This window comes from Bacillus sp. KNSH39, assembly GCF_052656585.1.
Genome location: NZ_JBQXYO010000001.1, coordinates 2,160,536 through 2,184,862 on the forward strand (window position 1 = coordinate 2,160,536; position 24,327 = coordinate 2,184,862).

Consider the following 24,327-nt stretch of genomic DNA (forward strand, 5'->3'; position numbering starts at 1 on the left):
TCCTCCCTTACACCACAAAGCCTATATGTAATGAAATGAAAAGTAAACGGGGACTGTAAGACAAAATTCTACATCTTTTTCTCCTATTGAATATAAATCCAACGTTTGGAATTTTGACACATTTAAAATTGTTTCCCTAAACCAATTTCTCCATAATTTATTCAAAGACTGAATAATTACTTATTTATTTAACATTCTAACAATAGTTGATAAAGATGCTTTCTATTCAAAAAAAGACTTTGCTATAAAAGTAACTTTTACAACAAAATCCATGCAACTAATTTTATTCAGCTTTCCATAATCTCTCTACATTCATTAATTGTTCTTCTTTAAATTCCATCTTATATATATCCGGTTTTGACGTATTCATTAAAAATTCAAAACCATATTGTTTATCAAAATAGTTCATCATTAATGTCATGACAAGCCCATGTGTACCAATTACAATTTTGCATCCTCGAAAATCCATTAAGATTTCTTTTAATACTTTCACTACTCTTCTCTGGCAATCTGCATATGACTCTCCTTGCGTTCGTGCAAAGTCCGGATTAGAGAACATCTTCTGTACAAGTGGATACACCTCTTTGTCTGATATAACCTGATCCTCACTTGAAAACATACACTCTTTAAGATTTTCATATACTACTATTTCTTTTTCATGGAAATTAGCTGACTCCTCTATCGTTAGCATAGCCCGATTATAAGGACTGGAAATAAAAGTATCAATCCTCTCCGCTTTTAATATGTCAGTTACTCTACGGGCATCCATATGTCCCCTCTCAGTTAATCCACGCATTCTTTCATTTCCTTCTAGTTTTGGTGATTCACCGTGTCTAACCATATAAATATATGTGCTCATAATTTCTCCTTAAAATTTTTTATAAAGTGAAACTTTAATCAGCCCTCACTAATCGGGCTGCCCGGCAAATAGCAAGATAAGTTAATAAATCACGTTCATTTATCCCATTTCAACACTTAGGGGTAATACTAAAATACTTTATAAACTGTGCTGATTTGTTCGTCTAATCCATTCTCCTACTAAACTCTCAAATAATTCAGGCTGCTCAATTTGCAAATTATGCCCTGCCATATCTAACACTGCTAATGTTGCCCTTGGATATTCTTCAATAATTTCTATAATATTTTGATAACCTACTGATATATCTTGTCTTCCAGTCAGTAAAAGAACGGGATTTTCATATTTTTCATGCTGAAAATCCATAGTAAGAGAGTAATTCTTTTGCAACCTTTCAATAAATTCATAATTAGCAACATCTAACCCAGGCTTAATTTCTTCTTTAAATCGCTTATATGTATATTCATTTGCTATTACAGCTAACTCACAAAACCCCTCTCTTTCTGTGGAAGTGAGCGTATTTAAAAATTCCTCATCTTGTACAATTACCTGTTTATCTGGAAGAATCCTTTTTTCTGGCTCCGCTACAACAACAGGACATACTAATAGTAATCCGCTAACTCTCTCAAACATCTTTGCAAGTATACCTTTGGCTAAATAGCCTCCATATGATTCTCCTACCAATAAAAATTTTTCAGTAGAAATGATTTCCTCAATAAATGTGATAAGCACTTCTACTATACGATCTGAACTATTTATCCAATTTGGAGCATTCGATTTTCCCATTCCAGGTAAATCAATATATATTCGCTTATAACCTTCATATTTCTGAAATACTGATTCCATACATTTCATCATTAACCTATGGTCAGGGGCGCAGCCATGTATGATAATGACCGGTTTACCCTCTCCCACAATTTCATAGTATATTTCTGCATCTTTAATTCGATATATCATAAAAAAGCCTCCCTATTTAGTGGCAATACTATTCCACTCTGTAAGAATACACGTTCTTATTTTATATCTTTTCTCAACATTTTCACAAATATTAATCTTCAGATTAAAAGTAAAAAGCTCACCAAAAAAAGATACTCATCATTTTATATGCAATTTTGCATCTCCACTTACAAATCACTAAAAAAACTTTACAATTCAAAGGATGACTAAATATACAATTTCTATTTAAAGTCTTGATACAGTCTATACTATCAACCGCAATATTTTTTCAACCTTAAGAATACTTACACTCTTTAACACTTTCCTTATAAACATGATTTTTATAAGGAAATCTGATACAATTCTTAAATAATATTATTATGTATAGATATAACGAACATAGTGCATAATTAAAGAAGGTGATTTCATTGAAATTAAATAAAAATTTACAATTATGTATATTAATCGGAACATTAATATGCTATTCAATCTATTTTATGTTTTTCTATCTGTTCCCTACTCATTTTTCAAATTCAGATGTACGCTTCGCTTCACTTGTCGTTGAAGCCATTACATTTGTATCACTGATTTACTCTATATATTCTAAAAAAGTCAGTTCAAATCCGTTTTGGATATGTATTACAATAGCAATTGGTAGTTTTTTATTAGGGAAAATAGTATATACATATCAAGATAGCTTCTTCGAAATTCCAATACATCGTTTTACGGTTTCTGATGTATTTTACATGTTTTTTCTATTTTTCTGTCTTATCGCTTTCTGCTATAAAATCTTAAAGGAATGCAATAAATGGGAAAAAGCGTTCTTTATTTGTGATATATGCATAGTGCTTACTTCCATATTTACATTAGAATGGTATTTATTTAATCAACCAAATTTAAATATATTCGCTCTTTCACTAGGAGATGTTTTCCTTTCATTTTTATACCCAATTGCAGATTTATTATTTCTACTGCTAGGTGTTAGTCTCTTTTTCCGTCCAACAATTTTTAATTCCAAACGGAAAATTTATATCTTTATTTTTGTATTAATAAGTTCTGCAACTTTTAACTATATTTATTTTTACTTAAATAACCACTTATCAACTGAAACGATAATATTATTACGTCTTTTATATAGAATACCTATATTACTTATTGCAATAGCTGGCTCTATTTCAGAAGATCATAATAGCCATAGAAATTATTTCCTTGTAAACCCTATAATAGGAAAAAAAGCTTTAGTTGTATTTCCCTATCTTGCTGTTGCAATACTAATCGGGTTTACATTAAAAGAACAAACATCATCTTCAACTCTCATTACAGGAAATTGTATTACTTTTATTTTCGTACTCATTCGTCATTCTATCGTACGTATGCAAAACAATTCCTTAACAAAACGTTTGCAGGCATTTAATGCCCAACTAGAAGAAAAAGTTACTTTACGGACTTCTGATTTAGTTCATAAATCAGAGGCTCTTTCTCAAAAACAACAAAAATTCAAATCATTATATGAATATCATCCTGACCCTATTTTCACCATTGATTTAAATGGAATATTCTTAAATGTAAATAAGGCTGGGAGTGTACTACTTGGAGCACCAACAGATGAGTTACTCGGTGAAACTTGTTTTTCGATTATTTTAGATGAAGATAAGCATAAGCTAGCATTGGCGTTAGAGAAAGTGAAACAACAAGAATCGGCATCCTTACAACTTAGTTCTCAATATAAAGATGGCTTTACTTATTTTTTATACGTTACAATCATTCCTATTATAATAGACGGACAAATTTCAGGAAGCTATATTATGGTGAAAGATATTACTGCACTAAAAAAACAGCAAGAAGAAATAAAATATTTAGCATTCCATGACACTGTAACGAAAATTGGTAACCGTGCCTTTTTCCATAAGAAATTAAAGAGAGTTATAAAAAATGCTGAAATAACAGAAAGCGAGTTTGCATTATTATATTTAGATTTAGATCGCTTTAAAGCAATTAACGATACACTTGGACATTCATCAGGAGACTACATATTAGAAGAAGTAGCAAAGCGCTTCCAATCATGTCTTCCATCACATACTCATCTTTCAAGAATCGGTGGCGATGAATTTACAATCATAATTGAAAACTATACTGACGAAGATTACTTATTCCAATTATGTAACCAATTATTTAAATGCATGAAAAAGTCATTTATCATACATGAGCATAAATTAACTTTATCACTGAGTATCGGCATCGCTATTTATCCACATTCCGGAATCGATACCGCTACACTTCTGAAAAACGCTAATGTTGCAATGTATGATGCAAAAGCAAAAGAACTTAACTCTGTATCTATTTATGACGATGTAATCGCTAAAAAAATTGAAAGACGATTGCGATTAGAAAAAGATTTACCAAACGCACTACAAAATGAAGAATTGTTCCTTTTGTATCAACCTCAAGTTGATAGTGAATCTAATAAAATTATCGGTGCAGAAGCTTTAATTAGGTGGAATCATCCTGAATTAGGTATTATTTCTCCATACGAGTTTATTCCGATTGCAGAAGAAACACTACAAATTATTTCAATAGGTAAATGGACATTAGAGCAGGCTTGTAAACAAATGAAACGTTGGCACGCACTCGGATATTCACATTTAAAAATAGGTGTAAATTTATCTGCTAAGGAATTTGAACAAGAGGATTTTGTAAAATCTATTTCTTCTACTTTAACAAATACAGGTTTACCAGCAAGCTCTCTTGATCTTGAATTAACAGAGCGAATTGCAATGATGGATGAGCGAGAAACATTGATAAAACTGCGTACACTAAAAAGTTTAGGGATTCACATTTCTATCGACGATTTTGGTACAGGTTATTCTTCGCTAGCCTACTTACCTTTGTATCCAATTGATACGTTAAAAATCCCGAGAGAATTTATTACAATGTCTGAAACATGTGATGATGGAATGGAAATTATTAAAACGATCATCACATTAGCAAATACATTAGGAATGTCTGTCATTGCTGAAGGTGTAGAAACGAAAGAGCACGTAAATTTCCTTCAAAAAAATAAATGTCAGTTTATTCAAGGTTATTATTACAGTAAACCTATTCATATTCATGCATTTACTGAGCTATTAGAAAACGGCATTCACCCATAGTACATAACTAATTAGAACAAATATAGCAAAAAGGAAAGAAGATACCTTCTTTCCTTTTGTTTTTCTATTTACATTTCTATTACTTCACCACTTCATTTATTATATCTATTATTTGATGAATTCCCTCATCATTTGTTTTCTTATATCCATTCATGTTTTGAATATATTTCTCCTTATTTGTATACAACTTATTTACTGCATGTATAAATGTATTCGTACTTACTCTGTCTTGGAGTATAACTTCCGCATATCCTTGCCGTGAAAAATATTCAGCATTTAAAACTTGATCTCCCCTACTGGAACTGTTAGTTAACGGGATAAGCAACATCGGTTTCTTCAAAAATAACAATTCAGAAATAGCAGTAGAACCCGCTCTAGAAACTACAACACTTGCCATATTTAGTATATGCGGCAACTCGTCGCCTATATATTCAAATTGCATATATCCCTCCATGCCAATAGATGGGTCTACCTTCCCTTTACCACATATATGAATAATATTAAAGTTTAATAGTATTGTATCTAAACATTCCCTTACCATATCATTTATCCACTTAGCACCTTGACTCCCACCCATAATTAATAATACTGGTTTATCTTGCTGAAATTCACAATATCTTCTTCCTCGTAATACGTTACCCTTCTCAATTTCTTCCCTTACAATTGGTCCTACATAAACCTTCTTCTCATTACTTACATTTTCTCCTGTCTGAGGAAATGTTGTGCATAGCTTTGTAGCAAAAGGTAATGCTATTTTATTGGCAAGCCCTAATGTGCTATCTGGTTCACGTATAATTATAGGCACACGATTTAACCATGCTCCTATAGCTACAGGAACTGAAACAAATCCTCCTGCTGAAAAGATAACGTCAGGCTTTGTTTTCTTAATTAAATTATAACTTTGTAAACAACCGCGTATAATTTTAAAAGGATCTTTAAAATTCTCCCAATCCCAATATCTCCTAAGCTTTCCCGTTGAAACACTATTGTACTTAACATTTTGCACTAATGATTTTTCAATTCCATTTTTGGATCCAATATACTCGACTCTCCAGCCTTTCTCTATAAATTTAGGAATTAATACAATATTAATCATAACGTGTCCGGCTGTACCGCCCCCAGTAAAAAGAATCGTTTTGCTCATAACTTATACCCACCTTTATTATTAAAAATCTAGCTTTCTCTTTACCTTTTAAATGTAAATAAACTGATTATTTTTTATATAAATCTTTAACTCCACCTCTATATCTTGTAAAAGATCGTTAATGAGTTCATAAAAATCATTTCCATACTCACTACACTCGTATTGAGCAAAGATTTGAATCACATATCTAGTTTCCGTCTCTAATGCTGACTTTATTCGATTAACCCTTTTTTCTTCTACATACGCTTGATATTTATGTATTGCCTCATAAATAAGCAATACATGCGCTTCTTCATCTCTCCAGTCCAGCGTATCAACAATTGAAAGAAATAGCGTATTTTGATTATCTATTACTTCATAACCATTCATATATTTCTTACACCCTTTTTTGTTTTTCATTGCACGCAGATGTCACTACACTTCGCATACTCAAGTACATCTTTTAATGATTGATGAAATTCAATTTCTGGGATCCAACCTAAATTTTTTATTTCCTCTGTTGCTAAACTCTCATTTGAGTCGCTCCCACTTTTCTCTGTTTCCTCTATAAAAAAATTTAGCTGTGTTAATTCTTTATATTGTTCTAGTACATCTAATAAAGATCGTTTTACTCCTGATCCGATATTATATTGTTTTCCATTTATTCCATCTCGTAATAACACATGATACGCTTTGACCGCATCACGTACATCTAGAAAATCTCTACTATCTTTCAAACTGTTTACTTCGATAATAGCCTTACTTCTACCTGATTCTATATCTATTATTTTCTTTGCGAGAATCGAACAAATACCATTCGATACCCCTGGACCAATTAAGTTTGAGGGCTTTGCAATGATAATATTTGAATCCATTAATCCTCCCCAAGCCTCTGCAATAATGACTTGCATCGTTTTACTTAAACTATATGGATTTGAAATTTTCATTTCGTTCATACTATCTGCTTGCAAAGCAGATCCTATAACTAATGTTCTACAATGCGAGGCTTCTTGCTTAATTGCTTCTAATAAATATAACGTTCCTATTACATTAATCTCTATATACTCAAGAGCAGCTGTCCAAGATTCTATAACCGAATTCCTTCCCGCTAAATGCAATACGTAGTCTGGCTTTATTTGTTTCATTACCTTCATTACTTCGCTCTTATTAGTTAAATTACACGTAATACCATTTCTAATTTTTTCTCTATGTGCACGATTTTGAAACATAGGAATTACATGAAAGCCCTGCTCTAAAAAATAGTGGCAAGCATGGCGGCCTGTGAAACCATTTGCACCAGTTATTAAAAGGCTCGCATTTTTTTTCATCGCAAAAACCCTCCTTTTAATAGCATTTGTTTCACCTCATGTTTTGCAAGTAAATCTTGTTGAGAACTAAAATTCTTCACATCCACTAGCGGATAGCTAGAATAATATTCTTGAAGTCCTTCGATAGGAATCGTCGGTAGTACCACAAAATAATTTTGATCAAAACTTATACTTGTTTTACTCTCTACCTCAGATAGAAGCATTTCACTTAATTTTTCACCCGGTCTTATCCCTACCTCTTTCACCTTAATATTTTCTTTTTTTGAATCTTCAATTAATATTTCCGCTAAATCTGTTATTTTACATGCCGGCATTTTCATAACAAAGATTTCCCCGCCTCTACCTTGATATACGGCTTTAAATAACAATCCAACAGCATCTTCAACTGTTAAGAAAAATCTAGTCATATTCGCATCGGTAATCCCTACTTCTGAAGATCTTTTAATTTGTTGTTTAAAAAGCGGTACTACACTTCCACTCGTTCCTAAAACATTTCCACCACGAACACAAATGAATTTTGTTTTCTTCGTTTGTATATTCGCATGAACCATTAATTTTTCACCAATTGCTTTTGTCATCCCATACGTATTTGATGGATCAGCTGCTTTATCCGTTGAAACATATATAACTTTTTCAACTTGCATCTGTGTAGAGGCTTCAATTACATTTTGCGTACCATGTATGTTAGTTTTTATAGCTTCATAAGGATAATACTCACATACTGGAACGTGTTTTAAAGCTGCAAGATGGAATACATAATGTACACCTTGGCATGCATAGACTAGTTGATCTTTATCACGAATATCTCCAATAATAAATTTTAGCCTATCATCATTTATAAACTGTTGCTGCATTTCAAACTGAACCGTTTCATTTCTTGAAAAAACTCTAATTTCTTTCGGTGATTTTTCTAATAGTTGTTTTATAAGTTCATGCCCCCACGAACCTGTACCACCAGTAATTAAAATTATTTTATTTAACATTCCTTTTCCTCCTACGAAACATCTCAATTTAAATAATATTTATTGAATTATTTTCAATTGATTCAAATCATAATCGTCGTTTGTTACATTTAATTGACAAAATAAAAAAACAGAAACTATTAAACTTAGTTTCTGTTTTTCATTTCACCTCACAACAGTAAGATTTTCCATACTGTTTGCATGATAAATAAATTCCTTGTAAAAAAACACCGCTCATTTATTTCTTATACTCGTAATAAAATAAATAGAATGATTCATAGCCAATAATCATGTTTAAATTTATGAAAAAGGGAGGTAACGGAATGGACCGAAGCAATTCAAATCATACATATAACGGACCTTCCAAAGCACTGCCTCTCTCCCTATTCGACGTAAAAAATGAATTAAAACAAAAAAGCAAGCTTATTCCTTCTGACACCATGTATAAATTAACGAAAGAAGAACAACTCATCATCAACAAAATTAAAATACAAACAGAACAACTAAATAAAAATAATGTTACAAGAACACGCGCATACTACCAATTTTACATTCAATATCCAGAAATACATTGGGCACTGCTTGGACATATGGTATCACGTAACGGCGGTTGGAATATGACTGATTTAAAGGGGGATTTATATACGAGAATTTTATCAGAGAAAGATCAATTCATATTTTTTTCTTTTTTAGAAAGAGGGAATTGGCTTATTTTCCAAGATGTATACCCTCAATTTTTACTTTACGAACAAAGTGTAAAGAGATCACAAAAGTTATTTCACCTTCTCCCTCACCTAAATGTTTCTACATTTATGGAAACGATGTGGAACGATTTTTGGAAAACAGGCAACAAAAAAACATTAGCGATTGCAACTATTGTTAATGAACAAAACTACTTAGAAAAAAGAGTGATTCAAAATGTACAATTTAAAAAGACTGTACTAAATAGTATTGGATTTAAACTCTTTGATTTCTTTCAGTTTAATCATATTCTTTTCCCATTCTACGAAAATGATAAGAAACAAAAAGTATTACTATTTGGTGATACAATGAAACATTTCACTTCCTTACATGAACGGATATTAATTGGAAAAAGATTGTACTCATTATTATTTCGAGATACACATGTTTTATCTCAAATAATAAGCTGGGCTCAACACCATCCACATACAGGATCAAGGAAAGATTACTGGCCCCATTTATTTTCAAGTGTAAATGAATCTTTTTCCCGTGAGTTTTATAAGCGCCGAATAAAGAAATGCCAGTTACGAAATGGCGCTTATCGCATATACAGCCCTGCACTCATCTATGCATGGCGAGATATGAAGCATGAAGAAGTTGACAGTGAAGATTGGTTTACCGATTGGCAAGTTGTAAATTACTTAGTTGATAAGGAGGAAAATATAAATGGACAAATTACAGAAGACTACTGCAAAACACTCGAAAAAATTGAACTCGCCATTCTCGCAAAGAAAAATGTCCTCCTCCGAGAAGAAGAATGAGTTTCTAGCATTAGTAGTTACAATCTTTCTCTCTTCTATTATTGGAACTTGCTTAGATGCCTTTTTTGTTCATAAACAAATATATTCCTTTCCGGCTAGGCCCTTCTCATCCACATTTTCGGTTAATATAGCTTTTACATTGTTCGTACTGCCGATTTTAACAGTTATCTTTATACACATTTCAAAAAAATTATCTAACGTTTCTAGAATTTTATTTATTATTTCAATCGGTATTTGTGCTAGCCTTTTTGAACAGATTGCTGAAAGTTTAGGTTTATTTGTACATAACGCGAATTGGAACCATACATTTTCTTTATTTGGTTATATGATTTTTCATTCTTTTATTTGGAACGTATATAATTGGATAAAAAAATAAAGAGACCCTTATAGGTCCCTTCTTAAGCATACTCTTCCGTTATTGCTAATGGTGCCAATGTTTGAAGGCTTTTAGAGCGTAAACGATAGGCAACGACTTTCTTCTTATATTGCTTAATGACATCAACATGTTCTTCATAGCTATATAGCGAAAATCTAATCTCTTTATTCCCTTTCTTCGTATCAATGACTATGGGTGTCCCTTCTCCGTGCGGCGGGAAATAATGTTTATCTAAAAACAAAGCCTCATTAAATTCATGAATAACTTGTAGTTTCATTTCTCCCTCTATATTTTTTCCATCTATCGATATAGAAGTATTTTCCGCCTCAAGCTTTTGATGCAATTCAAATTTACTAATAATTGATTCCACAACAGAAGTGGGCATGCTAGAAACTAATACTTTAATAGCTCCAAAAACAAATAATGTAACTATAAACCATGTTGTCATTGTTATCATCTCCATTACATTTAAAAAATAAATTTCGTTCCATACGGTATTAGTATACTAATGAGTATTCCAGTTACAATCATCGTTACCGAACCGATTGTCGCCTCTTTCTCGCCTTCCTTCACGAGACGGCTCACACCGATAATATGTGATGCACAGCCCATTCCAACTCCTTTTCCAATCGTACTTGTTATACTGAAAAACTTAAGTACTGTTGGTCCGATAATAGCGCCTGTTATTCCTGCAACAACTACAAAACTAGAAGTCATAGATGGAATACCACCAATTTGATCCGCTAATGATAGGGCAATAGGCATCGTTGCTAACTGTGGTAAAGTAGTTAATATAAGTTCCTTATCTATATTTAAAATTCCGCCAATCACTACATTCATACTCGTTACAGCCACTATACCTATCACTACTCCAATAAGTATCGATAAAAAATTTTTCATAAGTATCTTTCGCTCTTTAAATAGAGGTATGGCTAATGCTACAATTGCAGGGCTCAATAAGCTTGAAAGAATGTCTCCTCCATTTTCCCTATACTCATGATGAGAAATACCAAAAATGAAAAATAAACAAATCATAATTGCCGTAACTGTTAACACCGGTAACGTAAATGCAAACGTAAATTTTTTATATAGCTTTGTCGCCAAGAAATAAATTGCTACAGTAATAATAATTAAGACCATTTGAATCGTGCACCTTGTCGATTTTATTTTTTTGTTGTTATTAATAATTGACTTATATACCCTGAAACAATCAAAGTTACTACAGTACTTGCAACTACTAAAAGGAATATAATACTCTCCTTACTGAAAAGAAAAGACCCGTATTCCATGAGCCCTGTTGTCGAAGGGATTAAAAATAACGGTAAAAATACGATTAACTTTTCCGCGCCTAACTCAAACCATTTTAACGGTAAAACGCGAGTGGAAAGGAGCAGGAACAGTATTAACATCCCTATTAAACTTCCTGGCATTGATAGATGGAATACTCCTTGAATCCACGTACCCACTAGGCTAAATACATATAGCACGCCTACTTGAAGTAAAAGCGTCACGTACTTCATTTCTTTCCCTCATTTCACTATCACACATCCATATTATGAAATCTCATTTAGCGTGTCGGCAAACCGTTTAATTCCAAGTTGAATTTGTTCTATATTCGCTCTACCAAACGTAAATCGTATATATTCATTTTTCGAACCTAAAACACTGCCCGGAACAAATGCGACACCATTCTGTATAGATTCACCTAATAAGTGATATTCATCAAACTTTCCTTTCACTTTACACCATACATGTATTCCACCCTCTGGCACGAAACATTCAACTCGGTCTCCCAATGTTCCTTCAAGCTCTGCAATTAATACATCTCTTCTTTGCTTCAATTGTCCACGAAGTATCGTAATATGTTTATGGAAATCCTTTGATTCTAAAAATTGATTTGCTACCCACTGCGTAAATACACTATGGCCAAAATCAACTTGTTGCTTTGCATCTGCTAAACGCTCAATTACACGTGTAGGACCAATTATCCATCCAATACGTAATCCTGATGCAACAATTTTTGATAATGAACTTATATAAAGAACATTTCCATTTTGGTCCATTGATTTTAATGTCGGGTTCACTTCTCCATTAAAAGAGATTAAACTATACGGATCATCTTCTACAATTGGTATACCGAACTCAGAAGACAGTTCTAAAATTTTTTTACGTCTCGCTAATGAAAGCACAGTCCCCGTCGGATTCTGATAATCTGGATTCAAAAACACCATACGAATGCGATGCTTTTTGTGCAAATCGATTAAGTCATCTGGATTCATTCCATGCTCATCAACAGGTAAATGAAATATGTTTAAACCGGCCGATTTAAACATTGGAAGCGAAAAACAATACGAAGGATCTTCAATCGCGATCGCATCACCAGGTTTTAATAAACATTGAACGATAAGATTAAGCGCCTGTTGTGCTCCTGACGTAATAAGAATAGAGCTTGAATCTGCTTCAATTTGTTTATATTGCTGAACATGTGCTGCAATTGTTTTTCTCAACATCTCATTTCCAAGTGGATGATCATAACCGAGGTTTTCCATAAATGTTTTCTCCGACAAAATTGTTCGAAATCTATCACTTGGAATTAATTCTGGTGACAGTTCACCGCTTGCTAAATTAATTAAATCATCTTTTTGTGTTTCCGTTCGAATTTGTTGAACGAGTGGTACGTTAGGTAAGAACGATCCATCCTCCACGTACCTACCCCAGTTCGGTATTCGTTTATGTGAGACACCCCATATGTCTGTATTGACCCGTGTTCCGCTTCCCTTTTGCCGTTCTACTACTCCAAGTGATTTTAATTCTTCATACGCAGCTACTATTGTACTCCGGTTCACCTGTAATTCCTTTGCTAACATACGCTCAGAAGGTAACTTACTATCAGAAGGAAATTCACCTGAAGAAATGCCTCTTTCAATATAATCCGCAATTTGTTTATATACAGGTGTCTTATCTGCACGATTTGGTTTCCATTCCATCTAGTTTCCTCCTTTCAAAACGAACTATCCTCATTTTTTACTAACAGTATTCACCGTAAAAATAGTATTAATTAGTCACATTTTCTTATCCGTAAATGGATATATCCAAAATGGTTCTCTTTCTGATTACTCAATAGCTTCTGAAATTCCAACTTCATACTCTCATTTCAATTCTTTTACAAACTATTAAATCATTACCGCGTACCATGTTACCCCGGCCAGTAGAACAAATAGAAGAAGAATATAGATTGCAGATAAGTTTTTCACATTTCTTTTTGTAGACTTACCGTAATTCTCCTCCACGTTTCTTGCAACTAGTACAGTCCCAAATAGCGATACAATTACAATAATAACGACTAGTGAAATTGCAAAATTCATTGTCTTTTCACCTCTCTAAGACCCATCTATTTTAATTAAAGAACTTACATAAAAACCTTCCTCTTTAAAACGTTGATAACATACTACCTTTCTTCTCTTATCATAATAGATGTTTGCAAAAAGCGGACCAACCACTTTCATGTTTTTTTGCTCATCCACTTAAAAAATAAAAAGCAACTGATCACTTAGGACCAGTTGCTTTTTTCAAACGATAATTTTTCATTTAAAATTAATTCGATTTAAAAGTTTCGCCTTTTCATAATGAAACATCGACTGAGATAACTCAAAAATTGTTCCATTTACAAGATACACTGTATTTTCAATAAGAAGCGCCGGATCACCTTCATTTAATTCTAAAAGCTGTGCATTTTCTTTATTTACTTTTTCACAACTAATAACTTTATCAGCAAAACCAATATTTAATCGTAAATCTTCAATGAAATAACTGTATACAGAGCTTAATGCTATTTCTTCGTTCAAATATGGAATAATATCCTTTTTGAAATAACTTACTTCAATAGAGAATGGTTTAGCATCTACAATTCTTAAGCGCTTCAAAAAATACAACCTAGTTCCAGCTTCGCATTGCATCCGCTTTGCTATCTCTTCGTCCGCATCTATTACTTCCAGCTCTAACACTTTCGTTTCAATATTTTGTGAAACAAGATTTTTCGTTAATCCACGTAAACTTCCTAAATTAATGTAATCTGTTACAGAAGTTTCGCGTAAAAACATGCCACTACCTTGCACTTGAAAAATATAACCTCTATTCACAAGCTGACTAATTACTTTACGTATCGTATTACGGCTTACTTCAAATCGATTCATCAACGCTTCTTCTGTAGGTAGTTTTTTCGTTTCATTAAAAAGCCCATCTCGAATGTTTTGCTCTAACACATCTGCAATTTGTTTATACTTTGCACTCATACACTTTCTCCTAAAATACGCTTTTATCTGTTATAACTCTTCCCCTCTCGTTTCGACCACACGTTTATACCAATGAAACGAAAGTTTCTTCTTACGTTTTAAGTTATCATTATGATCGACAAAAATAAAGCCATATTGCTTTTTATATCCATTTAACCAACTTAAAAGATCAATCACTGACCATGCATAATAACCTTTTAAGTTAATTCCCTCTTCAATTGCACGCTTCATTACTTTTAAATGCGCTTCAATAAATTTAATTCTCGGAACATCTACAATTTCTCCGTCAATGATTGGATCTTCATCACCAAGTCCATTTTCCGTTACATACATCTTTATGTCACCGTAACGCGCTTTCAACATATGCAATCCCTCTAAGAAACCTTCGGGAGATATTTCCCATCCCCATTTTGTATATGTTTTATCATCCATTTTAACTGTTCGATAAAAACCATCAAAAGAAGGGTTACCTGGAGCAAGCGTTGAGTTTTCTCGAGAATGTTCCTCACTCTTTATATCCATATCGTATCTTTCTACTCGTATTGGTTGATAATAATTCAAGCCAATAAAATCATTTTCTTCTGCATTTTGTTTAATGATTTCTAATTCTTCAACCGTCCAATTAGGAGTCCATCCTTTTTCCTTTAATTGTTGTACAACATAAGACGGATACTCGCCTTTTAAAATTGGATCATAATACCAATACGTTTCATATTCATTCGCATGATTTGCTGCTTGTATATTTTCTTTTTGATCATCCACACTATAAGCTGGTAAGAAAACATGTGTAATCCCAATCTCACCATATTGTTTCAGCTGCTTGTACACCGCAACTGTTTTCGCGTGTGCATAAAATACATAATGAGTCGCTTGAAAATACTTTGGAACATCATTTTGTATTCCTGGTGGATGTGCACCTTTTAAATAACCTAATCCACAAAACATTACGGTCTCATTAAAAGTAATCCAATGCTTAACTCTGTCACCAAATGCCTTAAAACAAGTTTCTGCATATTTTACGAAAGCCTCTGCTGTTCTTTTATTCGTCCATCCACCATCTTTTTCTAACGGTAATGGTAAATCCCAATGATATAAAGTGACAAACGGCACAATCCCGTATTTTAAACATTCATCAATTAAGTTGTTATAAAATTCAATCCCTTTTTCATTTACCTTTCCATCTCCAGTCGGCAATATTCTCGCCCAAGAAATAGAAAAACGATACGATTCTAATCCCATCTCAGCCATTAAGCGAACATCTTCCTTATATCGATGATAATGATCAACAGCTACATCACCATTTGTTCCATTGTATGTTTTGCCAGGAATTTTTGAAAACTCGTCCCAATTCGTAACACCTTTTCCATCTTCATTCCATGCACCTTCTACTTGATAAGAAGCTGAAGCAGCTCCGAATAAAAAATCATGTGGAAACTTCATAGTATATACCTCCATTTCATTACAACAAATCAAATTCAATCATACATATAAAATTTATAGGTACAAATTTTATATGTATGATTATATCTTATGTTTTTATTTTTTTCTATTATAAAAGTACAATTTATATTGTTGGTTATTGGAAAAGAAATAAGAAGCGATATATTTTATCGCTTCTCACTCTCATCATCTTTATTCTTTTATTAATGACTTATTCGCTCTTATAACTTCTTGATACAATAATGGTGACCACTTTTCATTTATGTAGTCTTGAATTACCCAGCCTACTCTCGCAGGATTCTTTTGTTTTATATGGTTTGCAATTTCAGGATTTATATAAGAGGCATAGTAATATGGACTATTCCATGCTGTACCACCAGAAGACAAGCTTGTAAAATTTATATATAGATGATTTAAATCCTCGCTATTGTTCATCGTTTCATTCATTGTATCTTTAATAGATTTTACTTTCTCATCATAACTCACTTTATATTTATCTTGTACTGTTACATTTACATTTTGATTTACAGTTGTGGTAAACGTCTCATTATCTGGCCAATAAAAATTATTATATCCTCCAGATTCATTACTACCACTATATCTTTTTAGTAGTACAATTTTCCCACGAGCATCTCCAAGTTTTATATTTCCTTCTGTTTTTAAAAAGATAGGATCAACAAAATAATTTTTTTCAAACGTACTACTAAATGAATCTTCTGCCCCTTTCATATCCTCATACTCTTTTTTTAAAGACATAATAATCGTTTCACTCGGGTTATCTCTTAAAAATTGTTTCGCTTCGTTTATGAATTCATGCAGTGTTACATAAAGATATAATGGCCCATGATGAAGAACTATCGTATTATCATCTGTTAAACGTCCTCTTATATCAAAAATGCGAGCTCCATGGTCCATTTGATAGCGAAAATCATATTCTTGCGTCATTCCCCATACTTGCTTAATCGGATTTTGCAACTTGAACGTCCCACTATCGTGTGTTCCTGGAATTGAAATTCGTGCTAACGGGATATTATCAGGTATAGGTTGCATCCATTTCGACCAATTTTCAAGCTCATTAACAGAGCTAGCTGCAACTACTTGCTTATCATGTAAAGCAAATACAAATGTGATAAATATTGTACTACATATGAATAATTTCAAAATTAACTTCTTATTGCTCATTATTATCCCTCTCTTTTTCTGTTTTTATATCAAACTTATTGAATATAATATAAGCTAGTTCAGAAAAAATAAATAACATTTCATCAATATGAAATATTGCATAGAAGTAAAGTTAAAAAATCATTCACATATACTAAATTAGAAAAATTTAAAGGAACTTCATCTGAAGTTCCTTTTACTTATTTTATGTTCAATACGTATGAACCATCTGTATTCTCATATTTATAGACGTATAAATAATATTTACCTGGCTTTGCATTATAAGTTCCTTTAACTACATTGCCTTCATTTTCACCATATGCTACATAGTTATTTAAATCTGATTCATGATGAAGTACCCATGTCATTCCGATATTTTGTTCATTTAGTAGAGAAATATTAATATTTTCCGGCGAGTCAATTTGGAAAGTAAATACATCTACTCTATCACTATTATGTAGCATTCCTTTCACCGGTGTATGAAAGTTAACTTTATTTGCCTGTCTAGGCTCATTATTTGGTTCATTTTCTGTTACTTGTAATTCATTCCCACCGTTTGGTTTTCTTTGTTCATAGCCTAAGTTTACTAGTATAGACTTCAAATCTGGTAAAACACCAATTTTATCTGCATATGGATCTTTAGATTTTGTTCCTGTGCTCTGGTTGCTTAATATTGCTCTTAGTTCACTAGGTCTATATGGTTGTCCTAAATTTTCTTTAGCAATGCTTTGTACTAAAGTCGCTGCCCCAGCAATAATTGGCGAGGCACTAGATGTTCCGCTAAAGCTTGAAGTATATAGATTTACAGCACTTCTACTTTGTTCAGCTGTAGTTGTATCTACATTTTCTCCCCATCCGTACACATCAATACGGCTTCCATAATTCGAAAACCACATACGTTCATGAGGGAAAGATGAAGAGCCAGCGCCTACCATAATTGCACCCGAATCTTTAAAATCTTTACTATTACGATTTAAGACTTGCTTACCTTTTCTATCTTTGAACTGGTCTAAATCATTCCACCCATTTGCTCCAGCCTCTATAATTACAATCCCTTTATCTGTACCAGCACGAATTGCATCAAAAATATCTGGTTGTACTTCAACAGGTAAATATTTATCACCATATCCATCAAAGGATGCTTGCGCCTCTAATAATAAAACATCCCCAGCTTCTAACTGATTTACAGCGCTTAATATTGCATCAGCCGTATTATACTGTCCGTTATCTCTTATTTGAGAGATAACCTTTGCTTTCGCTTTTGGCGCAATCCCAATATTCCCGACTTCATTGTCCTCAGAGGATACAATTCCTAGTACAGACGTCCCATGACCGACATGCTGATCTATATTTCTTCCAGACATTAATTCAATATTTTGATGTAATAAATCCTCATGATTTAATAGCCATCCGTATTCCATATCAACAAAAGTAATACCATTTCCATTACCGCCTTGAATTCCCCAGGCGAAAGGCGCATTAATACCGTATGGGGCTGCTTCAAGATAACCTTGTTTTTTAAATCTAGGATTGTTATTAGGATTAAGAGCTACACTTGATGATTGCACTTCAGGTGGCATTATTTTCTCTTGTTTCTTCATATACGCATCTTCTATTAAAGAAGATGCCTTTAACTTATCTACTATTTCTTCTTCATACCCACTATTTTGATTTTGAAGAATATAGTAGTTTAATAGACTTGTAGATACATGATTAGGTGCTTTCACTTCAAGGTTTTGTATTTGTTCCGGGCTTACAGATGTGAATAAACGAGTAAATGTTACATCTGGATATTCTGTCAAAAGATCTTTTATTATTTTATCATTCGTTTGAGATTGTATTTGTTTTTCAATACCATCTTCATATGGCAAATCCAAATCCGCTTTAAATTTTACAATGATTTGCTTATCTGTTTCTTGTTCTATCCCTAATTTACTCTGCTGTTCTATAGAATCAGCATATACACTATTGATAGTGCCTCCTGTTCCTAAAAGTGTTGTAATGATTACAGTTGACGCACACATTTTTTGAAATATTTTCATTACATCAATCCTCCTATTAATAATTATTAATCATTATATTAATCTATAATGATTAATTCTATAACGTATTCCCTTTCTACTAAATAGATTATAGTAATCAGAAATATGAACTTCAATGTATTTTCATATGCAATATTTCATATTCTGACTCTACACTAAACGAATATGAAACTTATAGTGATTATTTATTTTATATGTGCTAATATACTTACATTAATATATTACGCATATACACATTTCAAACTACATTACTTAATCGTTTCACCTTAATTTTTTCTTAGGAGGATTTACAATGAAATTACTAAAAATAAAACATATAATTCCTTTATCTGCGGCCGCAATTACATTCGTATGTAGTCAAAGTACAGCTGAAGCTTCTACCATTCATACAGTAAAAAAGAACGATACACTTTGGGGCATTAGTAAACAATACGGAGTTTCAATACAATCCATTAAACAGGCTAATAATAAAGGAAACGATAAAACCTTTATTGGCGAACAGTTACATATTCCAGGGTCCGTGAAATCAAATGAAATCACTGTTCCTCAAAATGCCAAGCCTGCGAACATTTCTGAACAAATTATTTATCAAGTACAACCGGGAGATTCATTAGAAACGATAGCAAAGCGTTACAATGTCACTGTCCAATCTATAAAACAAATGAACAATACAGTCGGAAACAAGCTTTATACAGGACAACATTTAAAAATCAACTCAAGTATTTCACAAAAAGAAAAAGACTTAATGGCACGCTTAGTTACCGCTGAAGCAGGTGGCGAATCCTATAAAGGAAAAGTAGCAGTAGCCAAAGTTATACTAAATCGTGTAAATGCAAAAGGTTTTCCAAATACAATAACAGGCGTTATTTATGAACCTATTAAATACGGATATGCATTTACTCCTGTTACAGATGGAAGAATTAATCAACCTGCAAGTGCAGAAGCAAAAATGGCTGTAGAAGAGGCTATCTCCACAAATGGAGTAGATTCAGACTGGATTTATTTCTACAATCCAAAAACATCAACGGACAAGTGGATTACGACACGTCAAACAGTAGCAGTAATTGGTAATCATGTGTTTGCTAAATAAGATTTAAAATCATTAACAGACCTCTTCACTTAAAAGGTCTGTTTTTTTCTATGTAAGATGTTATTAATCATATGACATAGTTATTTTTTAAACTGTTTCTTCTTTCAAATAAAAATTTTTGTATTTACTCCACCACTCGTAGAAATTAATAAAGCATCAAGTTCAAAAACTCCCACTTTATTAATAAAAGCTATTTCTTAACTTCATAAAATTGTTATACACTAGAAAAATAAAAAACAAACTATTCGTTAGCAGGTGGAAGAATATGTATGATGTTACGATTATCGGCGCTGGAGTAAGTAGCATTTTTATGGCTTATTCACTAGCTAAAAGTAACAAAAAAGTTTTAATTCTTGATAAAGGTAAAGCGCTAGAAGATCGCCATTGTCCTTTAGACGAAGGAAAAGTGTGTAATTGTACTACATGTGATAAATATTTCGGGTTTGGTGGTTTAGGCAAATCTGAAGGGAAATTTAATTATACAAACGGATTTGGCGGAGAACTTGAGAAAAAAGTCGGTAAAGAGGGTTTTTTACAACTCATGGCTGAAGTAGATGAAATTCTATGTCAGTTTGGTGGAAGTTCGGTTTCAAAATATTCTACTGAAAATTCAAGTCTCACTAAGAGAGCTGAAGCGTGTGGTTTACAAATGCTAACAACAGAAGTAAGACATCTTGGTACTACACTTTCCAGTAACATTTTTCAGCAGCTCTATGAATTTTTACTGACGAAAATAAAGATTCAATTTCATATAGATGTACAACATATTCTGAAACAGGAAGATCATTTTACAATAGATACAAATCAAGGAACAGTTCAAACTAAGCAACTAGTATTTGCAACTGGGCGCTCTGGGGCCGATTGGTTAAAAGAAATGTGCAGTTCCCTAAATATTTCTCAGGAGCAAACACGTGTAGATTTAGGAATTAGAGTAGAAATGAAAGAACATCAATTACGTTCTATATTAAAAGATACTTTTGAAACAAAACTTTCTTATCAAGGTGAGCATTTCACAGCAACTACTTACTGTATGAATCCAAAAGGACACATCATTCGAAAGTACGAAGAAGGTTTAGTTATGCCTGACGGTCAAAATTTTCGAGAGCAAGGAACTGGCACTTCTAATTTAAATTTCACTTTATTTATTCCTAGCTATTTTCCAACTCTCAAAGAAGCAAATGTATACGCAAGTTCAATTATTAAAGGCATTAACCAAGGACGAGATCGGATTGTTATACAGCGCTTAGAGGACTTACTAAAGAAACAACCTACGGCGGAAAACAGCATGGAACATAGCCGTATACAGCCTACACTACAGGGGGATTATGGAGATTTGAATCAAGAAATTCCTCAATTATATATTGAAGGGCTCAAAGAATTTTTATTACGTTTAGAACAATTTATACAAGAACCTATTGATCAACATACTTTACTATATGGAATTGATGGAAAGTTCTATGCTCCTACGATAAAAATTAATAATCATTTTGAAACTAGTATACATGGGCTATTTTTAATTGGAGATTGTTCAGGCGTTACGCATTCATTATCTCAAGCAGCTGCAAGTGGTCTGTATGTTGGAAAGTACTTATCTGACATTTAATTTCTATCATTAAAATGTCAGTCAAATATTTTCAATTTCAAAACACTTTACTTACATATAGTAAAATTATATTAATAAACCCCCTATCCTTCCCTGCTAATAATTAACCGACAAAAAATCGGGATTTTACAAAATACATATGTAATATAACTGTATATTTAAAACGATTGACATTCAATTCTAATAAATTGAATGTCAACAGTTTTAAAAGTCTCTATCCATTTTCACTTTTATTTGTTCGATATTTTGTAACATCATCATAGTGTTTAATATGGTAGGATGTCTATAAGTCAATTTCACTACAACTATGACTTGTTCTGCCCGTTTCTCAAAAAGAGTTATATTTATGCTACTACGCTTTAAAAATCCCCATTGTATATATATGAATACTTCAAATTATTCCCTTTAGAAAACAAAGTCTAAATGGTTCATTACACTCTAATAGTTATAAAAACATAATATATAACTTTAGTTAAATAAATTATATAAAGAAGGTGTAAAAATGAAGAACAAAATAAATTTACAAATGCAAAATATAAGTTTTGTTATAATAATGGCTTTAGCGGTATGGTTAAAAACATATCTTATTACGCGATTCAGTTTTGATTTAAAAATCGAGTCTTCAACGCAAGAGCTCATTTTGTTTATTAGCCCTCTAGCCGCATCATTAGCATTTGTTGGATTAGCATTATTTGCAACTGGTGAAAAGCGAAATTATATAGCGCTCTGTATTAATTTCTTATTAACAATCGTGCTTGTTGGAAATGTAATGTTCTATGATTTTTATAGTGATTTCGTTACATTACCAGTACTTGGACAAACCTCAAACTTCGGCCAATTAGGCGGCAGTATTATAGAAATATTAAACTACAAAATTATACTCGCATTCGTAGACATTGTTTTCTTCTTTATTTTATTAAAAAAGAAATCATTGGTCTTTAAAACAGAACGTGTAACTCATTCTACGCGCTTGTTATACTTTCTTTTAACGATTGGTGTATTCTTTGCGAATCTACATCTTGCAGAAAAAGAGCGCCCTGAATTATTAACAAGATCATTCGACCGAGTCATGCTTGTCAAAAATTTAGGCTTATATACTCACCAAGTATATGACTTAACACTGCAAGTAAAAGCTGGGTCACAAAAAGCACTTGCTGATAGTAGTAAATTACAAGAAACTGAAAACTACGTAAAAGCAAATCAAAGCGAGCCAAACCCTAATATGTTTGGTGCAGCGAAAGGAAAAAACGTAATTGTCGTCACTCTTGAATCCTTGCAGACCTTCTTAATAGGCGCATCAGTGAACGGGCAAGAAGTTACACCATTCCTAAATGAATTCATAAATGAAAGTTATTACTTTGATAACTTTTTCCATCAAACTGGTCAAGGGAAAACATCTGATTCTGAATTTCTAATCGATACGTCGTTGTATCCATTAAATCGAGGAGCTGTATTCTTTACACACGGTAACAATGATTATACTGCAACTCCAGAAATTTTACGTCAGCAAGGTTATTTCACTTCTGTATTCCATGCGAATAATGCAACATTTTGGAATCGTAACATTATGTATTCTGCTCTCGGTTATGATCGTTACTATAATGAACTTGATTACAAAATTACGCCTGAAACAAATTTAAATTGGGGCTTAAAAGATATCGAGTACTTTGATCAATCAGTAGATATATTAAAAACTGTTGATCAACCATTTTACGCTCGTTTCCTTACTTTAACAAACCATTATCCATTTACGTATGATGAAGATACAAAATTCATTGAACCATACAACTCTGGTAATGGCGTATTTGATCGTTACATCGTAACAGCACGTTACTTAGACGAATCCATTAAAAAATTTATTGAGCGTTTAAAAGCTGAGGGAATGTATGATGATTCTATTATTGTTTTATATGGTGATCATTATGGCATTTCTGAAAAACATAATCGTGCAATGGCACAGTTTTTAGAAAAAGATCAAATAACAGAATTTGATACTCTGAATTTACAACGTACACCTTTATATATTCATATGCCTGGCCAAACAGAAGGTGAAACGATTTCAAAGCCTACAGGACAAATCGATATGAAACCTACTATTCTAAATTTATTAGGTGTTGATTCTACGAATGATATTCGTTTTGGCCATGATATGTTTTCAGATGAATATACTGGCTTTGTTGTTTTACGTGATGGTAGCTTCGTTACAGATAAGTATGCATACAAAAACAACACTTTCTACGACCGTATAACAGGTGAAATTGTAGATTTACCAAAAAAAGAAGCTCAAGCCCTCATTAAACGTGCCCAAAATGAATTACGAATGTCTGACAAAATTATTGAAGGCGATTTATTACGCTTCTCAGAAAGCAATAAAATTAAAACTGGCGAAGTACAAACTAAAATTAAAGAAACAGAAAAATAATGTAAATATGAAAAGGGAGCAACTGTAATGAGTTGCTCCCTTTTA

The 24,327-nt window shown here is 32.6% G+C and carries 21 protein-coding genes; 6 read left to right on the top strand and 15 right to left on the bottom strand.

The features are described 5' to 3' along the window. Nucleotides 1–283 precede the first annotated feature (283 nt). Nucleotides 284–859, bottom strand: coding sequence for a histidine phosphatase family protein (locus ACUL40_RS10915; RefSeq protein WP_065382185.1), 576 nt, complete (start codon nucleotides 857–859; stop codon nucleotides 284–286). A 138-nt stretch (nucleotides 860–997) separates the two neighbouring features. Further along, a complete protein-coding gene (locus ACUL40_RS10920; protein WP_065212065.1) occupies nucleotides 998–1,813 on the bottom strand; it encodes an alpha/beta fold hydrolase in 816 nt (271 codons plus the stop codon). 407 nt (nucleotides 1,814–2,220) lie between these two features. Here ACUL40_RS10920 and ACUL40_RS10925 point away from each other — a divergent pair, with 407 nt between their 5' ends. Next, nucleotides 2,221–4,941 (top strand): sensor domain-containing protein, encoded by a 2,721-nt coding sequence (locus tag ACUL40_RS10925; RefSeq protein ID WP_000773561.1) that lies wholly within the window; start codon nucleotides 2,221–2,223, stop codon nucleotides 4,939–4,941. A gap of 79 nt (nucleotides 4,942–5,020) precedes the next feature. Here ACUL40_RS10925 and ACUL40_RS10930 read toward each other — a convergent pair whose 3' ends face one another. The 4 genes from ACUL40_RS10930 to ACUL40_RS10945 are packed head-to-tail and all read right to left on the bottom strand — an operon-like array spanning nucleotide 5,021 to nucleotide 8,375. Further along, entirely contained in the window at nucleotides 5,021–6,085 is a 1,065-nt protein-coding gene (locus ACUL40_RS10930) for an undecaprenyldiphospho-muramoylpentapeptide beta-N-acetylglucosaminyltransferase (protein WP_000047562.1), read from the bottom strand. 48 nt (nucleotides 6,086–6,133) lie between these two features. Then, nucleotides 6,134–6,484 (bottom strand): DUF6572 domain-containing protein, encoded by a 351-nt coding sequence (locus tag ACUL40_RS10935; protein ID WP_079004384.1) that lies wholly within the window; start codon nucleotides 6,482–6,484, stop codon nucleotides 6,134–6,136. Continuing rightward, nucleotides 6,481–7,392, bottom strand: coding sequence for an NAD-dependent epimerase/dehydratase family protein (locus tag ACUL40_RS10940; RefSeq protein ID WP_000739078.1), 912 nt, complete (start codon nucleotides 7,390–7,392; stop codon nucleotides 6,481–6,483). Before ACUL40_RS10940 ends, ACUL40_RS10935 begins: the two co-directional genes overlap by 4 nt. Next, nucleotides 7,389–8,375: a UDP-N-acetylglucosamine 4,6-dehydratase family protein gene (locus ACUL40_RS10945; RefSeq protein ID WP_336458539.1), complete on the bottom strand. Its 987-nt coding sequence runs from the start codon at nucleotides 8,373–8,375 to the stop codon at nucleotides 7,389–7,391. The genes ACUL40_RS10940 and ACUL40_RS10945 overlap by 4 nt, the downstream gene beginning before the upstream one ends. Before the next feature lie 302 nt (nucleotides 8,376–8,677). Here ACUL40_RS10945 and ACUL40_RS10950 point away from each other — a divergent pair, with 302 nt between their 5' ends. Both ACUL40_RS10950 and ACUL40_RS10955 read left to right on the top strand, forming a co-directional pair. Further along, entirely contained in the window at nucleotides 8,678–9,856 is a 1,179-nt protein-coding gene (locus ACUL40_RS10950) for a DUF2515 domain-containing protein (RefSeq protein WP_059303505.1), read from the top strand. After that, entirely contained in the window at nucleotides 9,831–10,232 is a 402-nt protein-coding gene (locus ACUL40_RS10955) for a CBO0543 family protein (RefSeq protein WP_445422668.1), read from the top strand. The genes ACUL40_RS10950 and ACUL40_RS10955 overlap by 26 nt, the downstream gene beginning before the upstream one ends. A gap of 22 nt (nucleotides 10,233–10,254) precedes the next feature. Here the strand turns inward: ACUL40_RS10955 and ACUL40_RS10960 are convergent, their stop codons facing one another. From ACUL40_RS10960 to ACUL40_RS11000, 9 genes are all read right to left on the bottom strand, one after another. Continuing rightward, complete coding sequence (locus ACUL40_RS10960) at nucleotides 10,255–10,680, bottom strand: YfmQ family protein (protein ID WP_000214634.1); 426 nt, start codon at nucleotides 10,678–10,680, stop codon at nucleotides 10,255–10,257. A gap of 20 nt (nucleotides 10,681–10,700) precedes the next feature. Continuing rightward, nucleotides 10,701–11,372, bottom strand: coding sequence for an LrgB family protein (locus ACUL40_RS10965; protein ID WP_000242939.1), 672 nt, complete (start codon nucleotides 11,370–11,372; stop codon nucleotides 10,701–10,703). A gap of 23 nt (nucleotides 11,373–11,395) precedes the next feature. Continuing rightward, nucleotides 11,396–11,752, bottom strand: a complete 357-nt coding sequence (locus ACUL40_RS10970) for a CidA/LrgA family holin-like protein (RefSeq protein ID WP_000878488.1) — start codon at nucleotides 11,750–11,752, stop codon at nucleotides 11,396–11,398. Between the two features lie 33 nt (nucleotides 11,753–11,785). Then, on the bottom strand, nucleotides 11,786–13,219 hold the full coding sequence (pdxR, locus tag ACUL40_RS10975) for a MocR-like pyridoxine biosynthesis transcription factor PdxR (RefSeq protein ID WP_000454965.1): 1,434 nt from the start codon (nucleotides 13,217–13,219) through the stop codon (nucleotides 11,786–11,788). A gap of 186 nt (nucleotides 13,220–13,405) precedes the next feature. Then, on the bottom strand, nucleotides 13,406–13,597 hold the full coding sequence (locus tag ACUL40_RS10980; protein WP_001008261.1) for a hypothetical protein: 192 nt from the start codon (nucleotides 13,595–13,597) through the stop codon (nucleotides 13,406–13,408). A gap of 219 nt (nucleotides 13,598–13,816) precedes the next feature. Then, nucleotides 13,817–14,524: a GntR family transcriptional regulator gene (locus ACUL40_RS10985; RefSeq protein ID WP_001274912.1), complete on the bottom strand. Its 708-nt coding sequence runs from the start codon at nucleotides 14,522–14,524 to the stop codon at nucleotides 13,817–13,819. A gap of 30 nt (nucleotides 14,525–14,554) precedes the next feature. Then, a complete protein-coding gene (locus ACUL40_RS10990; RefSeq protein ID WP_000671629.1) occupies nucleotides 14,555–15,964 on the bottom strand; it encodes a glycoside hydrolase family 1 protein in 1,410 nt (469 codons plus the stop codon). Nucleotides 15,965–16,156: 192 nt separating this feature from the next. Continuing rightward, complete coding sequence (gene plcA / locus ACUL40_RS10995; RefSeq protein WP_000066288.1) at nucleotides 16,157–17,146, bottom strand: phosphatidylinositol diacylglycerol-lyase; 990 nt, start codon at nucleotides 17,144–17,146, stop codon at nucleotides 16,157–16,159. Nucleotides 17,147–17,325: 179 nt separating this feature from the next. Beyond that, on the bottom strand, nucleotides 17,326–19,167 hold the full coding sequence (locus tag ACUL40_RS11000) for a S8 family peptidase (protein WP_000689195.1): 1,842 nt from the start codon (nucleotides 19,165–19,167) through the stop codon (nucleotides 17,326–17,328). Nucleotides 19,168–19,459: 292 nt separating this feature from the next. Between ACUL40_RS11000 and ACUL40_RS11005 the strand changes: the two genes are divergently transcribed. The 3 genes from ACUL40_RS11005 (at nucleotide 19,460) to ACUL40_RS11015 (ending at nucleotide 24,282) form a co-directional block, all read left to right on the top strand. Beyond that, on the top strand, nucleotides 19,460–20,257 hold the full coding sequence (locus ACUL40_RS11005) for a cell wall hydrolase (RefSeq protein WP_000771005.1): 798 nt from the start codon (nucleotides 19,460–19,462) through the stop codon (nucleotides 20,255–20,257). 265 nt (nucleotides 20,258–20,522) lie between these two features. Continuing rightward, entirely contained in the window at nucleotides 20,523–21,860 is a 1,338-nt protein-coding gene (locus ACUL40_RS11010; RefSeq protein ID WP_445422639.1) for an NAD(P)/FAD-dependent oxidoreductase, read from the top strand. Between the two features lie 502 nt (nucleotides 21,861–22,362). Further along, a complete protein-coding gene (locus ACUL40_RS11015) occupies nucleotides 22,363–24,282 on the top strand; it encodes an LTA synthase family protein (RefSeq protein ID WP_000791026.1) in 1,920 nt (639 codons plus the stop codon). Nucleotides 24,283–24,327 lie beyond the last annotated feature (45 nt).

Bases quoted from the DNA above. Each gene is read 5' to 3' on its own strand.
- ACUL40_RS10915 (WP_065382185.1), bottom strand. From the start codon at position 859: ATGAGCACATATATTTATATGGTTAGACACGGTGAATCACCAAAACTA.
- ACUL40_RS11010 (WP_445422639.1), top strand. From the start codon at position 20,523: ATGTATGATGTTACGATTATCGGCGCTGGAGTAAGTAGCATTTTTATG.
- pdxR (WP_000454965.1), bottom strand. From the start codon at position 13,219: ATGGAATGGAAACCAAATCGTGCAGATAAGACACCTGTATATAAACAA.
- ACUL40_RS10965 (WP_000242939.1), bottom strand. From the start codon at position 11,372: ATGGTCTTAATTATTATTACTGTAGCAATTTATTTCTTGGCGACAAAG.
- ACUL40_RS10930 (WP_000047562.1), bottom strand. From the start codon at position 6,085: ATGAGCAAAACGATTCTTTTTACTGGGGGCGGTACAGCCGGACACGTT.
- ACUL40_RS11005 (WP_000771005.1), top strand. From the start codon at position 19,460: ATGAAATTACTAAAAATAAAACATATAATTCCTTTATCTGCGGCCGCA.
- ACUL40_RS10985 (WP_001274912.1), bottom strand. From the start codon at position 14,524: ATGAGTGCAAAGTATAAACAAATTGCAGATGTGTTAGAGCAAAACATT.
- ACUL40_RS10970 (WP_000878488.1), bottom strand. From the start codon at position 11,752: ATGAAGTACGTGACGCTTTTACTTCAAGTAGGCGTGCTATATGTATTT.
- ACUL40_RS10960 (WP_000214634.1), bottom strand. From the start codon at position 10,680: ATGACAACATGGTTTATAGTTACATTATTTGTTTTTGGAGCTATTAAA.
- ACUL40_RS10980 (WP_001008261.1), bottom strand. From the start codon at position 13,597: ATGAATTTTGCAATTTCACTAGTCGTTATTATTGTAATTGTATCGCTA.
- ACUL40_RS10940 (WP_000739078.1), bottom strand. From the start codon at position 7,392: ATGAAAAAAAATGCGAGCCTTTTAATAACTGGTGCAAATGGTTTCACA.
- ACUL40_RS10935 (WP_079004384.1), bottom strand. From the start codon at position 6,484: ATGAAAAACAAAAAAGGGTGTAAGAAATATATGAATGGTTATGAAGTA.
- ACUL40_RS10990 (WP_000671629.1), bottom strand. From the start codon at position 15,964: ATGAAGTTTCCACATGATTTTTTATTCGGAGCTGCTTCAGCTTCTTAT.
- ACUL40_RS10920 (WP_065212065.1), bottom strand. From the start codon at position 1,813: ATGATATATCGAATTAAAGATGCAGAAATATACTATGAAATTGTGGGA.
- ACUL40_RS11000 (WP_000689195.1), bottom strand. From the start codon at position 19,167: ATGAAAATATTTCAAAAAATGTGTGCGTCAACTGTAATCATTACAACA.
- ACUL40_RS10945 (WP_336458539.1), bottom strand. From the start codon at position 8,375: ATGTTAAATAAAATAATTTTAATTACTGGTGGTACAGGTTCGTGGGGG.
- plcA (WP_000066288.1), bottom strand. From the start codon at position 17,146: ATGAGCAATAAGAAGTTAATTTTGAAATTATTCATATGTAGTACAATA.
- ACUL40_RS10955 (WP_445422668.1), top strand. From the start codon at position 9,831: ATGTCCTCCTCCGAGAAGAAGAATGAGTTTCTAGCATTAGTAGTTACA.
- ACUL40_RS11015 (WP_000791026.1), top strand. From the start codon at position 22,363: ATGAAGAACAAAATAAATTTACAAATGCAAAATATAAGTTTTGTTATA.
- ACUL40_RS10950 (WP_059303505.1), top strand. From the start codon at position 8,678: ATGGACCGAAGCAATTCAAATCATACATATAACGGACCTTCCAAAGCA.